At 58.1% G+C, this 14,598-nt stretch carries 13 protein-coding genes; 10 read left to right on the top strand and 3 right to left on the bottom strand.

Going from position 1 to position 14,598, the window contains the following annotated elements; genetic code table 11:
• Positions 1-2: 2 nt before the first annotated feature.
• The 9 genes from VB144_13565 to VB144_13525 all read left to right on the top strand — a co-directional run bounded on the left by VB144_13565 (position 3) and on the right by VB144_13525 (position 9,033).
• Positions 3-1,283, top strand: a complete 1,281-nt coding sequence (locus tag VB144_13565) for a C4-dicarboxylate ABC transporter (GenBank protein MEA4884654.1) — start codon at positions 3-5, stop codon at positions 1,281-1,283.
• Between the two features lie 46 nt (positions 1,284-1,329).
• Positions 1,330-1,929, top strand: a complete 600-nt coding sequence (locus VB144_13560) for a hypothetical protein (protein MEA4884653.1) — start codon at positions 1,330-1,332, stop codon at positions 1,927-1,929.
• A 25-nt stretch (positions 1,930-1,954) separates the two neighbouring features.
• Positions 1,955-3,418, top strand: a complete 1,464-nt coding sequence (locus tag VB144_13555; GenBank protein MEA4884652.1) for an aldehyde dehydrogenase family protein — start codon at positions 1,955-1,957, stop codon at positions 3,416-3,418.
• Between the two features lie 18 nt (positions 3,419-3,436).
• Positions 3,437-4,474 (top strand): D-cysteine desulfhydrase family protein, encoded by a 1,038-nt coding sequence (locus tag VB144_13550; protein ID MEA4884651.1) that lies wholly within the window; start codon positions 3,437-3,439, stop codon positions 4,472-4,474.
• Entirely contained in the window at positions 4,455-5,114 is a 660-nt protein-coding gene (locus tag VB144_13545; protein ID MEA4884650.1) for an RraA family protein, read from the top strand. The genes VB144_13550 and VB144_13545 overlap by 20 nt, the downstream gene beginning before the upstream one ends.
• A 22-nt stretch (positions 5,115-5,136) precedes the next feature.
• Entirely contained in the window at positions 5,137-6,366 is a 1,230-nt protein-coding gene (locus VB144_13540; GenBank protein MEA4884649.1) for an amidohydrolase family protein, read from the top strand.
• A 16-nt stretch (positions 6,367-6,382) separates the two neighbouring features.
• Positions 6,383-7,090 carry a hypothetical protein gene (locus VB144_13535; GenBank protein ID MEA4884648.1) on the top strand — a complete coding sequence of 236 codons (708 nt, stop codon included), beginning with the start codon at positions 6,383-6,385 and terminating at the stop codon, positions 7,088-7,090.
• Between the two features lie 8 nt (positions 7,091-7,098).
• Complete coding sequence (locus VB144_13530) at positions 7,099-8,448, top strand: FAD-dependent oxidoreductase (GenBank protein MEA4884647.1); 1,350 nt, start codon at positions 7,099-7,101, stop codon at positions 8,446-8,448.
• Between the two features lie 462 nt (positions 8,449-8,910).
• Complete coding sequence (locus tag VB144_13525; GenBank protein ID MEA4884646.1) at positions 8,911-9,033, top strand: hypothetical protein; 123 nt, start codon at positions 8,911-8,913, stop codon at positions 9,031-9,033.
• Between the two features lie 71 nt (positions 9,034-9,104).
• Here the strand turns inward: VB144_13525 and VB144_13520 are convergent, their stop codons facing one another.
• The gene (locus VB144_13520; GenBank protein ID MEA4884645.1) at positions 9,105-10,973 is read right to left on the bottom strand and encodes a methyl-accepting chemotaxis protein; all 1,869 of its coding nucleotides are present in this window, start codon (positions 10,971-10,973) and stop codon (positions 9,105-9,107) included.
• Between the two features lie 386 nt (positions 10,974-11,359).
• Complete coding sequence (locus tag VB144_13515) at positions 11,360-12,754, bottom strand: LuxR C-terminal-related transcriptional regulator (GenBank protein ID MEA4884644.1); 1,395 nt, start codon at positions 12,752-12,754, stop codon at positions 11,360-11,362.
• 737 nt (positions 12,755-13,491) lie between these two features.
• Here VB144_13515 and VB144_13510 point away from each other — a divergent pair.
• A complete protein-coding gene (locus tag VB144_13510; protein MEA4884643.1) occupies positions 13,492-14,079 on the top strand; it encodes a penicillin acylase family protein in 588 nt (195 codons plus the stop codon).
• Positions 14,080-14,279: 200 nt separating this feature from the next.
• Here VB144_13510 and VB144_13505 read toward each other — a convergent pair.
• Positions 14,280-14,598, bottom strand: a 319-nt coding sequence (locus VB144_13505; GenBank protein ID MEA4884642.1) for a hypothetical protein, incomplete at its 5' end; no start/stop codon positions are given.

Below are 14,598 nucleotides of genomic sequence, written 5' to 3'. Positions count from 1 at the left end.
AAGTGTTTTTCGGGGTGACCATTCTTATCGTGTTCGCCATACTGGCTATTCTGATGATGACCCAGAAGATACACACGATGGTCGCTGTGTTCATTCTGGCCATGGCAACAGCGGTGCTGGCCGGAATCCCTCTGAGCGGAGCCGACGGGATACTTGCTTCGGTGATCGAAGCCGGCGCTGTGCGGCTGGCGTCGGCCATAATAGCCCTGATAATGGGGGGATGGCTTGGGCAGATCATGAACCGGACTGGGATCACCGAGAGCACCATCAGGTTTGCGGCCGAACTGGGCGGAGACAACAAGTACGTGCTTTCGATGGTTCTTGCAGCTGGAACAGCGCTGCTAACCACGTCAGTGAGCGGCCTGGGCGCGCTGATACTGATAGGGAGCATAGTGCTTCCCATCCTTACCTCAGTGGGTGTCCCTCCGCTTGAGTCAGGGTGCGTGCTCCTGCTGGGATGCGCGACCGGCCTCCCAGTCAACATCCAGAACTGGGCTTACTTCTCGGCACTCACGGGAGTGCCACTGGATCAGGTGAAGGGTTTTGCATTCGTGCTGGTGGGCCTGACGGCCTGCGCAACGGTGCTATTCATCCTGATCGAACTGCGCAAGACCGGCAACCGTTCCTATTTCTCGACGCCGCCTGCGCAAGCGGAAGCCAGCGTCGGCAAGCCGCCAGTGCGCGTCCGCTTCTACGCAGTGCTCACTCCCATCTTGCCGCTCATTCTCGTCATGGCGTTCAAGTGGCCTATCACGCCCGCTTTGCTCACAGGGATTGTGTACGCGGTCGTTGCCACCAGGCCCAAAGCGCCCCTTGACGTGTTGGTTCGCACAGCGTATGAAGGAGTCGAGAATGCGGCGCCCGCTGTGCTTCTCTTGATCGTGATAGGCATACTTCTCAAGACAGTGATGCATCCAGTGGTCACTGCCGGGCTGGCGGGTTTCCTCAAGGCTGTCATACCCAGCACTCTGATGGGCTACATTCTTTTCTTTGCAATACTGGCGCCGCTTGCTCTGTACCGAGGCCCTCTTAACCTATTCGGACTGGGCAGTGGCCTTGCAGCCGTGATAATCGGGACCGGTTCGCTTAGCCCAACGGCAACGATGGGGGCGTTTCTCGCGATGGAGCGCATGCAAGTGGCAGGCGATCCCACCAACACGCAGAACGTGTGGACTGCGAGCTTCGTGGGCGTCGACGTGAACCAAGTCACGAAGAAACTGCTGCCGTACTTGTGGGCAGTGGCTGCTGTAAGCGCGGTATGCTCTGGACTGATGTTTTTCTGATTAGCCCACGACAGTAGCGTCGGCGTTGCCCCAGGGAGGGAATCAGGTGGCCTACTTGCGGGATCCCAATACGCTCATCGGTAAGGATGTGTGGGGGGCCCTGTTGACAGATGAAGAAAGGGAGTCAGCAATCAGAAACGCGCAGGACGCCGGGTTGCTGTGTGCCAGAAGGGTCGCAGGGCTCTCGTGTGAACCCGACTCGAATCGCGGAGAAGCGTCGATTTCAGACGGAGCGTCGTCGTCGATGAGCCGGCGCGGTATTCCATGCCCCATTTTCAGGCTCTACGAGCTGTTCGGCCTGGGCATTCGCCGGTCGACGGAGCTTCCGTATCTTGCGGGGGAGCGTGTAGTTGCCCACTATGATGCACAACCGCCAGACTGTCGTTGCGGCGGCGGGTGTGTGACAGTGTACCCAGGAAACCTGGAGCCATCGACCGGTCCGGGCGAAGTGCCGACTAGCATGGGGCATGTTCTGGCGCACGAGCTGTTTCACCATCTATATGCCGGGGGCTGGCTCGATTGTTCAGGTTGGGCTAACGCCACTGTGATCGTCGGGCCCTTCCGGCGAAAGGTTACGATTCCGGCCCTCCGAGAGATAGCCGCCGATTCGTTCAGCGAAGAGCTGGTCAGATCGATCGGCGATTGAGGGCCAGGCATATGGAGGCAGACATATGATTGAGTTTAGCAGACCATTCATCGGCGGCGGTTTTCGAAGAGCGCATTCGGGCGATACTTTCACAACAATTAACCCATCGACTGGCGAGGCCATTGCAGATGTGGAGAAGTGCGATGGAACTGATGTGGATGCCGCGGTTGAAGCCGCCCGAAGCGCCTGCTCCCGATGGCGGTTCATGAAAGCGGAACAGAGGGCGAGTGTGCTCCGCGGCATCGCGCAGGCCCTGCGGAACCACAACGACGAGCTCGCCATGCTCGACACCCTGGATGCCGGCATTCCGTATGTTGAGACCAAGCAGCACGATGTGGCGCGCTCCGCGGCTCTGTTCGAATACTCTGCCAGCGTGATTGACAAGCTGTACGGGAACACGGTGCCGATCGATCCCAAATACATGAGCCTTACCTTTCGCGAACCGTTTGGCGTAGTCGCTGCAATCACACCGTGGAATGCGCCGCTGGCCAATGCGGTAATCAGTGTGGCGCCTGCGCTGGCGTGCGGCAACACTGTAGTGCTCAAGCCCGCAAGCGAATCTCCTCTATCGGCTCTGATGCTTGCCAAAGTTTGCGCGGATGCAGGCCTCCCTGAGGGAGTCCTCAACGTGATACCGGGACCGGGTTCGGATGTCGGCATGAAGCTTGCGTCCCATCCGGGGGTGGACAAACTTTGCTTCACTGGCAGTGTTGAGACCGGGCAGCAGATACTGCAGTGCGCAGCTGAGAACATGAAGGAATGCAACATGGAATTGGGCGGCAAGACGCCGGTGGTGGTGTTCGAAGACGCCGATATCGAAGCGGCAGCCAAGGCCGTGTCGTTCAGCGCATTCCGCAGACAGGGACAGATATGCACCGCTGCTGCCAGGCTATTCCTGCACGAGAAGATAGCTGATCGCTTCATCGACCTACTCCTGGCCCATGTCCGCGAGCTCAGGGTAGGAGACCCGACCGACATGAATACGCAGATCGGTCCGATGATCTCGCTCAGGCAGCGCGCCTCGGTGCTGGAGTACATAGCCAAAGGCCGCAAGGAAGGCGCGACGCTGCTGATCGGCGGCGGGCCCCCCGAAACTCCTGCGCTTGCGCGCGGCGCCTACATGACGCCCACTATCTTCACTGATGTCGATCACAGTTCATCGCTTGCACAGGACGAGATCTTCGGCCCTGTGCTGTGCATATTCCGCTTCTCGTCCGAAGACGAAGTTCTGCGCACAGCCAACGATGTCAGGTACGGTCTTGGCGCATCGGTCTGGACGAAGGGCATCGAGCGAGCTCACTTCTTTGTCAGGGGCTTCGAAGCCGGGCTGGTATGGGTCAACTGCATCAACCTGAGCCATCCGGCGATTCCAGCCGGAGGTTTCAAGATGAGCGGCCTTGGCCTAGAGAACGGGATGGAGGCTATGCTCAGGACATACAGCCGCTCAAAGACCGCGTGGTTCAACTTGGGCGACCGAGCTGAAGTATGAAGCGGGAGGAAGCCGAGCATGAATCATCTAGGACAGCCCTGGGTTGACCTTGGGATACCGACGACTCCGCTTGAGGAGGAGCCTCATCTGAGCAGAGCGCTGGGGGGCCCCAGGGTGTTTTTCAAGAGAGACGACTTGACAGGTGTCGGTTTTGGAGGCAATAAGCTCAGGAAGCTTGAGTACCTGTTGGGCGACGCCCTATCGCGTGGGGCCGACACCGTAATAACCACGGCCGCCGTGCAATCGAATTTTCTGCGGATTACTGCTGCCGCATGCCGACGGCTCGGCTTGAACCCTGTGTTTTTCGTGAGGGCGAAGGCGAACGAGGAGCTGACGGGGAACGCTCTTTGCTATCAACTGGCGGGAGCCGAGGTCCATGCGGTCAACACCGCCGACCCGTATTCGGAGTCTACGATCCAGGCGATGACGGAGTATGCCGCGGATCTAGAGCGCAGAGGACACACACCTTACCTGATACACCTGGGAACATTCTCAGGCCCGCTTGCGACTGTGGGGTATATCGATGGAACGCGAGAACTGATCGCGCAGGCGAGATCTGAGCAAGTCGTCTTTGACCACGCGTTTGTGGCCGTTGGTTCGGGCGGGACAATGGCGGGGATGCTATTGGCCTTCGCTGACGCGCAAATGCCATGCACTGTAACGGGGGTCAGCGTCTGCGAGCCGGCGAGCAACCTTACAGACAGGATCTACGATTTCACTGAGAGGGCGGCACAGCTCGTCGATCTCGAAGTGCGCGTGCCCCGGGAGAGTGTGCGCGTGACCGACTCATTCATCGGCGCCGGGCATGGAATCCCGAGCCCTGAATCGTTGGAAGCAGTGAAGCTGGTCGCGCGAACGGAAGGCATTTTCCTTGACCCAATATACACAGGTAAAGCCATGGCTGCACTGATGGCGGCTGTCAGGAAAGGCGAGATTCAGCGCGGCGCTAACGTATTGTTTGTGCATACCGGAGGCGCGCCTAACCTGTTCCGCCATGCAGACGCGTTTCGAAACATGCTAGACAGGAGTGAGATTGATGGAAGCGATAGGGGTTGAGGAGCTCTGCAGACGATACGAACAGGTGTACGTTGCCGCGGTCTCTGATGCGCTTGATGCCGCAGGTTACTGGCATCAAGCGCTGGACAGCGGTCTTCAGCCGCTCAATTGCGGTACGAAGCTCGCCGGGCCCGCATTCACCATGTTCGGCGGCCCTAACCGCACCACCGACAAGTCTCTCAGAAAGTCGCCGCAAGCCGTTGATCAACTGGCGCCGTTCAGTGTGGTGGTCATGGGCACTTCGGGAGACCCCATAACCGGTCACTGGGGAGAACTGCTGACAAATGCAGCGATGTACCGCAAATGCCGCGGCGCTGTCGTAGACGGCGGCGTCAGGGACACTGCATCGATTCGGGCGCTTGGATTCCCGATTTACTATCGTTTCCGTTCTCCTCGCGACGCTTCTGGCAGATGGAATCTGATCGATTATCAATGCCCTATTGAGGCGGGAGGCGTTCTCATAACGCCCGGCGATTTCATCGTCGGCGACGACGATGGGATCGTGGTCGTGCCTCGCGAGCTGGTCGTAGACGTGCTTCTTGAAGCGGAGGCCATTGTCAACACGGAGAAAGAGATACGACAGCGCGTGAGAGAAGGCCAGTCAGTGGCGGGGCTCTACATGGAATACGAACGCTTTTGATATCAGGAGGAGGCAATGAGCAGTGGGTGCTGGACGTGATCGTCTGCAGGTCGTTAATTGCTCTGTGCTGGACGTCTGTGTCGGCAGGCTCATCGATGGCTGCAGTGTGACTATGGAATCAGGTGTTATTGTGGAGGTTGGCCCGTCCGCGGCGACCATTGCGCGAGATGCGCGCTCCATCGATCTCGGCGGCCTTACGGTGATGCCCGGGCTGATCGATGCCCACGTTCACGTGTGCATGACTGGAGATCAGAGTGCGCTGGACGACTACCTGACGGACCCTCCATCGACGACGTTCAGGAAATGCCTTGCCAGCCTGACCCGTTCTCTAGTGTTTGGAGTGACTACCGTAAGGGACGCGGGTTGCCCAACAGCGCTCGGCGGTCTTCTTCGAGATCTGCAGGCGCGTAGATTGATCATGGGTCCCCGCATATTCACCAGCGGTTCAGTTGTCACAACAAAGGGTGGACACGGTCACTACATCGGTGTGGAAACAGATGGCAATGCAGAGATCGAGAGAGCGGTGCAAGCACTACTGCAAGACGGAGTGGATTTCGTCAAGGTGATGGTGTCGGGGGGCAGTCTGACGAAAGGAAGCAGACCCCATGATTGTCAGTTCACCTCGGATGAACTGGGTTGTGCCGTCTCGACAGCTCACGGATCAGGGAAGAAGGTAGCGTGCCACACGCATTCCACGGAAGGTATTGGCATGGCGATTGAGCGTGGCGCGGATAGCATTGAGCACGGCAGTTATGCCACTGAAGAACAGGTGAGCATGCTCGCGGATCGCGGTGTGGCGCTTGTCCCCACCTTAGCTCCTGCATCTCGCGCTCTAGCTAGGCTCGGATCCAAGGTGTCCGAGGATCTAGCCGAGCGAGTGAATCGGAGACGCGATGTGACGCGATGGGCGATAAGGGAAGGGGTTACGATTTTGGCTGGCACCGACAGCGGGATTCCCTTCATGCCCCACGGCAAGGTCAGCGAGGAGATCGAGTGCCTTGTCGAAATGGGTCTTCCGCCGGCGGAGGCCGTACAGGCCGCGACCGTCAATGTTGCTCGATGGATGGGTCGCGGCGATGAGCTGGGGCAAGTGCGCGCGGGCATGGTTGCTGATCTGATAGCTGTCAGGGGCAATCCGCTTGAGGACATACGGACTCTGCGTGCTCCTCTTCTCGTGATTCAGAATGGGGCGGTGGCCTTTGCTCGGTCGGGCAAGGACGGCGCCGACATGCAGTGTGTGGACGCCGATTGAGGAGGTTTGTCGCCAGATGAACCAATTCGCCAAGATGCTCCAAGAACGGTCGTTTGTCTTGATGGTCAGTCTAGTTGAAAACACCATTGAGAATGCCGAGGCTGCCCGCGATGGCGGCGCCGACTGCGTTAAGGTCCACACATCAGTCACTCACGATGCCAGCGGGAGGTCTTTTGGGCCTCTCGACGACTACAGGGACGTCTTCTCCACCATGATCGGCACTCTCAGAATCCCTGTCGGCATCGTTCCGGGCGCTGGGCTGAATATGACTTCTGAAGAGATCAGGACGATGAAGGAACTGGGTTTCCTGTTCATCGATAACTTCGCGTCCAATTTCTCAACGGACATTCTGCGGGTTGAGTCAATTGGCAAGATGTGCGCCGTTACACGCATGCACTCAGCGGAGGCCGTCACCGAGCTTTCGTCGCTGCCCTTCGATGCCGTAGAGGCGGACATTGTGCCGCATGACGGGTACGGTCAGCGTCTGTCAGTTGACGATCTGGTCGCGCTCAAGCTGGTAGCCAAGGCATCCCGCAAGCCTGTCATAGTGCCAAGTCAGCGATTGCTTGTGCCCGGCGACATACCAGCGCTGATCAAATGCGGAGTGAAGGGCGTCATGATTGGGGTAGTGGCAACAGGATACACAACCGAGGGGATACGCGATGCCGCCATGCAATTCCGAAAGGCCATAGACGATGCTCTAGCTGCACTAGAGGTAAGGTGAGACGCGAAATGGGCGGCGGCAGCGACTGCAGATACGATGTAGTGGTCGTGGGCGGCGGGCCGTCTGGAATAGCCGCAGCGTTGGCCGCCGCCCGCGAAGGAGCAAAGACTCTTCTGATTGAACGCTACGGCTTTCTCGGGGGGCTGTCTACCGCGGCAGGGGTTTACCCGTGGCAGGGGTTTCACACCTCCTCAGGTGATCAGTGTGTCCGGGGACTGGCTCAGGCTATCGTCGACCGTCTAGTGGAGATGGGCGCTAGCCCGGGTCATCTTCGCGACACGACAGGATGGACATACTCAGTGACCCCGTTCGACGCGGAGGCGCTGCGCGCTCTTGCCGACCGAATGCTGGCGGAGAGCGATGTTGATACGCTGTTGCACTCAGCAGTGATGGGCGCGTTGGTCCACAAAGGGCGGATCGGCGCTCTGGAGGCGCTCTCTGGATGCAGGAGGCTGACAGTGGAAGGCGCGATGTTCGTGGACGCCAGCGGGGACGGTGACTTGGCGTACCTTGCGGGAGTCCCGCTTGAGGTGGGCAGGCACGTGGATGGCCTCACGCAGCCGATGACGATGAATTTCCGCATGGGAGGCGTCCGGATACGTGACATAGCAGAGTACATGCAGGCGAACCCTGAAGAATTCCACAAGACCAGTCTCATTGGTGAGTTGACAGCGATGCCTTTGACCGGAGTATCAGGTTTCTTCTCGTTGTGGCGAGAATATGGTCCCAAGACGATCCCCCGCGACAGAGTGCTGTTCTTTACGGGCATTCGGCCCGGAGAGGTTCACGTGAACACCTCACGCGTGTTGGGTCGCTGCGGCACAGATCCCTGGGACATGACTCGGGCAGAAACAGAAGGACGCAGACAGGTCGAGCTGATCGCGCGTTTCCTTCAGCGCCATGTGCCCGGGTTTAGCGATTCGCATCTGCTCAATACCGCCGCGCAGATTGGCGTGCGCGAGACCAGAAGGCTTGTGGGATGCTACACGCTTACAAGAGACGACGTGCTGTCAGGGAGAGCGTTTCCCGACAGTGTATGCCGCGGAGGATACCCTATAGATATTCACGATCCCGCAGGATCTGGACTCTCAACTGACGGCGGCATTCCCTCGGCAGGATACAGTGTGCCCTTCCGTTGCTTGATCGCCGAGAGACTCGATAACCTATTTGTTACAGGAAGGGCCATATCGGTGAGTCACGAAGCCCTCGGCGCGACACGAGTCACCCCAACGTGCATGGCGCTTGGGGAAGCGGTCGGGACCGCGGCCGGCTTGTGCGCTACGAACGCACGAACGGCGCACGACATCGATATCGTGCATCTCCAGCAGCGACTTCAGGAACGCGGCGCGGTGATCTGAGTCGCAGGATGCTGCCAAGTCATCAGGCAGTTTCAGTCGTTCTTTCCATGGCCGACAGGGTGAGACTGGAGGAAGACCAGGGAAGGCCCGTCCCGACCGGGCGAGGAATGCCCTCACGCGACTGGGACGATGCCAAGCGGGCGATTGCTTGCGCTTACTTGAGGTCCAGCAACAGCAGTCGCTCATCGCTCATCCTGGCCTTGAGATACTCAGAGATCTCAGCCAACAGGTCCTCGTTGCTTATGTTCCCTGTGTGTCCACGGCGGGGGAAGGTCACGTCTTGTCAAGTGGTGTAAATCGCTTCTGCGATTCCCCTCGGAGTCGATCCTCGCTAATCTCCTCCCGCTGGATTTACACCACTACCTAAGACACTAACGAGAGGGGACCGACTCCAACCGCAACTAGGGAAAGCGCCTGCCTTCGTGCCCTGCTCATATCGCGCACGGTGCAGGCAGGCGCCTGTTGCGTAGAGGTCGGCTAGCCAAGGCGCAGGGCCTCTTCAGCATCGACAGAAGCTACAACCCGATCGTGGTCGAACTGCGTACCTCGGCGCCGATAAGGCTTGATGCTTCGTCTCAACACTAACACTTCCCAAGCTGTCCTTGGAAAGCCTCTGAGCCCAACCAATGGTCATGCATCGACTGATGCCGTATTGCTCAAAGCCGGAAGCCGGCCGCAATGGTCTGAAGCCGCGCCGCCGTGTCTGCAAGTGCCTTTGCAGAAGTGGATATCTCCTCCACCGAAGCGTTCACTTCTTCCGTCGAAGCCGACACCTCTTCAACCGCGGCAGCCGTCTCTCCGGATATGGCGGCCACGTTTTCGCTGGCTCGTTTCACTTCGCCCATTCTTTCGGTCATGTCTGTTACAGCGGCAGCGTTGGCCTCAGCGACGGAAGTCACATCGCGGATAGCTTCTTCGGCCTCTTCACTGGCCTGCTGCAGTTGAGTCGACGACTGGACCAATCGCGCTATCTCCTCCACGGATCTGAGGGCCGTTGAGTTTATCTCGTTCAGAATCGCCTCTGCCTGACTGGATAATTCCCTGCCCTGCCTGACTTCCTCTTGCTGCGATTCGATAGTGGCCACCGTGCTCTCGGTTGCCCTGCCCACTCGTTCGATAAGCTCTTCTATGGCCTTGGTTTCGCTTGACGACCGCTCGGCCAGCTTGCGCACCTCATCGGCGACTACTGCGAAACCCCTGCCATGTTCGCCTGCGCGCGCCGCCTCAATGGCGGCGTTCAAAGCCAACAGATTCGTTTCATCCGCAATGTCGTTTATGACTTCAACGATCTTGCTGATCTCCTGAGAGTGGCTGTCGAGTTCGCGTATCTGATCTGTGGCGACTGAAGTCTTTTCACTGATGCGCTGTATATTCGCCATCACAGAACCAACCGACTCCTTGCCTTTTGTGGACACGTCTGCATTCTGCTGGGCCACAGACCTCATGTTCGAGAGAACAGCCATGGTGTCATCAAGCGACGAGCTCGTCTCGAGCACTAGCCTTCCAGCTTTGCCGATCTCGACCTTCTGAGAATCAGTGCCCTTGGATACATGATCGATGTTGGCGCTGAGGCGCTCCACAGCCTCGGCCGTGGTGGCAGCGCTGCTAGACTGCTCGCCGGCGCCCGCCGCCAGTTGCTGAACGGTAGTGGATATCTGATTGACGGCACTGGCTGCCTGCTCTGCCCCAGCCGCCAACTGCTCACTTGCGGCTGCAACGTCGCGAGCAGTAGCAGTGGTGTTTCCGATTATGTTCCTGAGGTTGGCCACCATCTGACCCAGAGCGTGGGCGAGAAGACCTACTTCATCACGAGAACGAACCTCGGGGCTGGAGGTGAGGTCGCCCTGGGCAACACGCTCGGCCACGTCGACCAGACCTCGGAGAGGAGATGTAATGATTCTGGCCAAGTAGAGTCCAAGAAGGGTTCCTATTGCAGCCAGCGCCAGTATGACAATGAGCACAGTGGTTCGACTTCTGGCAGCGTTGGCCTGGGCTGCGGCGAGAACAGCATCGCAGTTGTCGTTTATGAGCCCAATGAGTTCATCGAGAGTCTGCTTTATGGATTCCCCAAGTTCGCGGGCCCTGCCACGCACCAAAGACTTCGCGTCCCCGGTTATGCCGCGCTCAGAAAGCGATACAATCTCGTTCGTGATATTGTGGTACTCCCTCCATGTACTCTCAAGCGAAGAGTACGTCTGCCTCCCGGCCTCGGTAGTAAGGAGCTGACTTAGGCTTGCCATGTTGCTTTCATATCGCTTTGCGTCGTCTTCTATTCTGGATTGGTACGTATCCATTTCTTCACGAGTCTCTGACAGGATGTGTTGGAGTGTATTCCTCCTGAGGCTGGCTGCATAGTACTTGGCATTGAGGACGTCTTGAGTCCTAGGAAGAAGATTTGTGCCCATTGCTGCAATGTCGTGAGTGAGTAGGTCGATTCGAGTGATCGAGAACCAACCCAGCCCCCCCATGGCCAGCAGCAATAGCACTATCAACAACATGAGCTTCGACCTGATTTTGATATTCATCAACCACTTCATGATAACCGGCGTCAGCCATCGGCAAAGCCAACACGGCCGACACGCTGCCCTCCCTTACAAACTCATTGTGCCAAGAACGCCATCAGCGAGCCTGCCCCCTTCAAGGCTCTCCGTCGGAGAGATCGACACATCTCTTGGCTAATTTAGTGCTTCCCGTAAAACCCTACAAATAATTACTATAGTACTGGGAGAACCGTACTATAATCCTTGCGTGATGTCTGAATTCACTGTGAACCAAGGGCAGGCTGCCTGCGAGACCCGCTAGCCGCGGCGTCAACGTGCGCTTCTTCGGGTTGGTACCAATGTACGTTGCCTGCATTTGAGGCATCGGGGGGCTAGCAGTTGTGAGTTGAAGGGGAGTGGTCGGGGCGGACTCACTTCTCCGGCAAGTCCATCTCTTCGTCGGAGAGCACGACCCCAACGGCCATTAGCGATGCCTGAGTACGGTCGCGCACTCCGAGCTTGTCATACATCACGCTCAGGTGGTTCTTTACAGTCTGTTCAGCAAGGCACATGCGTTCAGCTATTTCGCGGTTGGAATGACCTTGAGAGAGCAGGAACAGTATCGCCTTCTCTCTTGGCGTCAGCATGTAGAGCCAGGCAGGCTTTGCCTGAGCTTTGGGAGCATGAGCCTCGGAGCCGGTTGACTCCGGCAGCTTCGCATACGTGCCCCCACCAGAAGTGAGAGGTGCGTCCGCTATACAGCCAGCAGGCGCACCTGCTCGGCGTTTGTGCGTGCGTTGGATGATGATGATGGTGATCTGCACCAAACCTGCCGCGGCCGCCCCGGTCGCCACAGCCCACGGGTCGTGCGCGACGTACGTTAAAGGCGGCGCGAATTGTCGCCTACGAGGCAAAATCGGCACGAACACGTGCCAGTCGGTGCCTTCGACAGACGAATACATGACCACAACATCGTGATCGCCCAGTGTAGTAGTGAAATAACCACTGTTCGCGCAACCGGGCAGTGTCTTCCGGAGCTGTGACGTACATGCCAGTGCCCAGCGAGCATTGGCTTCGGTTGTGGGCCCGTCTGCCTCGTTGGGCGGAATGGAGATGAGCCGTCCTCTGCCGTCCATAATCAGGAGGTAACTGGACCTAACCGTTCCCACGGAAAAGTAGTAGTTCTCAGCCAGGTAGTCGGCAATCAGGCGACAAATACACTCCGGCCTGATCAGTATGGCGAAAACGCCGAGGGGCCTGCCGGACGAGAAATACTTGAGTCGTCTGCCCAATACGACGAAGCTTGATCCCATGGAGGTGACCTGTACATTAGCGAACCAGACAGGCTTGCCGTCGGCCTTGACAATAGCATCGTGAACCTGCGAATCCCGGAATGATCCTATGAACTCGGCAGGCAGCGTCTCGCTCATGGTCAGAGCCTTGCGCGCTCGATTGGCTTCACCCAAGAAAAGCGCGTCATACACGGCTTGATCGCCGAACGTCCAGCTCTCCAGGTAGTTCGAGAAAGTGCGGTTGGCAATAGCTAGCTGGTTCGCGTCTCCGCCACCTGCGTAATCAGCGAGGAGCGCATTTAGGTCTGGATTGACCGCGAACTGAAACGTCAGGTTCTCGTACGCGTCCAGTTGCCTCCGGAGAGTCAGCACAGCCTGGCTCATGGCCACAGTCGAGTATTCCACTAGCTCGGATAGGGAGATTTTCCTGTGATCCAAATTCCTCCGCGCGCATGACGCCATCGACGCCGGGCAAAGAATCAACACTAGGGCAGCGCTAAGCGCCACAGCGAGCGCTGTTCGCTTCTCGAGCATTCAACGGGCACTCCTTCGTGAGACCAACCGCGGGCATCTGCACCCATGGTCTAGATTCGCGAGGAACAGCTTCTGCCGTGGCCAGCCCATGTTCTGCCATGTCTGCTGCTTATCATAATGTACTGTGGGAGCTTTGTGAGCTGCTTGATCACCTCCGATTGCTTGCTGTTGCCCACAAAGCGTGCACGAAATGGCGCTGCTCTCCATGAACCCTATGTTCATATGCGAATGATTCTCTCAGTCAGTACGTTCCGATCAGCACTGCGCCTTTTGCCACAAGCCCCTCAGATTCCTCCTCGGACATCCAGTGTTGACGCTCAGCACCAGGAGTCGTGCAGCCCTGCAATCCACATGTTGCCTCACATAAGAACGTGCTTGAAGCCTGCGCATCGTGCCGAGACGCATGCTCCATCCCGTGCTCCACAACAGGCGCTTTCAGAAAGCGGAGATCCTCCCAGGCGGCGAACAGCAGATGCTGGCGGTTTGGCGGGGCCTTGTGTCCAGTTGGTCTCTTAAGTAGTGATGTAAATCCAGAGGAAGGATCCTGGACGTATTAACAAGGACAGCCGCTATGTGGTTTTCTCCGGGTGTAGTGCAATACAGTCCGAGGGCGTAACCACGGTGGCAGCTGCCAAGAGAAATGTATCACTCCTGCGCATTCTCCACCAGACGGGGATGGACGAAGACGCTGATTTTCGCAGAGACGGCGTGCAACTTCTGACTCAGAGGCGCCGAAAATGCGTGGAGGGAGTGTGAGAGACCTTAAGGCGATGAGTAAGGACCAGGCCGCCCCGGCCATCTGGGATGCCTTCCAGGCATGCTGCTTCAAGAACCTGTTCGAGCCATGGTGGACATGGTCCGGTTTGTCGGACCTCAAGCACTTCTCTCTGGACGGCATTCAGCTTTCATCAGCTGGTTGGAAGGGCGCCATGGCAGCTACTCTGGAAAGACCGAGCACTACTCCGCCGGACGCATCTGCGGGAGAGGTGCATCATAGAACTGTGCCGTCTCTTCTGGAGAAGAAGGAGCTGGGGCGCGGCCCGTACTCATCAGGCGGAGGCGGAAGATGCCCCAACGTGGCTGGAGGAGCCGAGCCTGCTGTTCACGGCCCCAGCTGGCGAATGATAGTGAGCTTGACCGACCCGGTGAAGTCGTGGGCTGTGTATCCTGGCGGGCAATCCGAGGATCCGACAAGCCCGCACTACGACGACCAGTTGAAACTGTGGCTTGACTGCAAGTATAAGGACATTCATTTCGCGTTCGAGTCCAGGGTGGAGCCTGGCGATTACATCAGGGAAGTGCTCATCATGTCGCCAGGCGGTTAGCCGAGGCGAGATGTGCCACATACACTGCCGCCATGTCCTGAACAGCCAAATGCGGCGGGACGTTGGCGGCTCTTGTTTTCCTGCCTCGTCTATCGGAATGCCCGGTCGGAGATCATGGTATTGAGCGACCGGAGGTTCAAAGGGAATTGAACGGGTGAAGCAAAGTAAGCGTCCTTGATCTTCAACCGTTTGCCCTCAAGTCAATCGAGACTGCTGAAGGAAGGCTCGTCCGCTTTCGCTGCCGCCCTGAGCTCGTTAGGTACTCTGCACCTGGGGCACATTGCCTTGGCATGGCGGAAGGCAACGTCTCGCACGTCGTTTACAGCCGCTGACGCGGCTCCGTGGTTCTCAAGATTCCGGGCCCGCAGGCTGTCAATGTCGTAAGCGTCAAATAGCGCCCACATGGCAATCTGCGTCTTGAAGGGCATAGGCCCGATCAGCGGACTGCCGTCTGTGATGGCCCCCGATGAGATACCCCCGTATGTGTCTGCGCGGGCCGCGGCGCTCCGCATTGGCCTA

The sequence above is a fragment of the Clostridia bacterium genome (assembly GCA_034926675.1).
Taxonomy (GTDB): domain Bacteria; phylum Bacillota; class DTU025; order DTU025; family DTU025; genus JAYFQW01.
Note: the sequence above shows the minus strand (reverse complement) of the source record. Positions and strands in the feature narration are given on the sequence as shown.

Coding starts and splice junctions, on each gene's coding strand:
- VB144_13515 (MEA4884644.1), bottom strand. CDS start 12,754: ATGCTCGAGAAGCGAACAGCGCTCGCTGTGGCGCTTAGCGCTGCCCTA.
- VB144_13510 (MEA4884643.1), top strand. CDS start 13,492: ATGCGTGGAGGGAGTGTGAGAGACCTTAAGGCGATGAGTAAGGACCAG.
- VB144_13545 (MEA4884650.1), top strand. CDS start 4,455: ATGGAAGCGATAGGGGTTGAGGAGCTCTGCAGACGATACGAACAGGTG.
- VB144_13555 (MEA4884652.1), top strand. CDS start 1,955: ATGATTGAGTTTAGCAGACCATTCATCGGCGGCGGTTTTCGAAGAGCG.
- VB144_13550 (MEA4884651.1), top strand. CDS start 3,437: ATGAATCATCTAGGACAGCCCTGGGTTGACCTTGGGATACCGACGACT.
- VB144_13520 (MEA4884645.1), bottom strand. CDS start 10,973: ATGAATATCAAAATCAGGTCGAAGCTCATGTTGTTGATAGTGCTATTG.
- VB144_13535 (MEA4884648.1), top strand. CDS start 6,383: ATGAACCAATTCGCCAAGATGCTCCAAGAACGGTCGTTTGTCTTGATG.
- VB144_13530 (MEA4884647.1), top strand. CDS start 7,099: ATGGGCGGCGGCAGCGACTGCAGATACGATGTAGTGGTCGTGGGCGGC.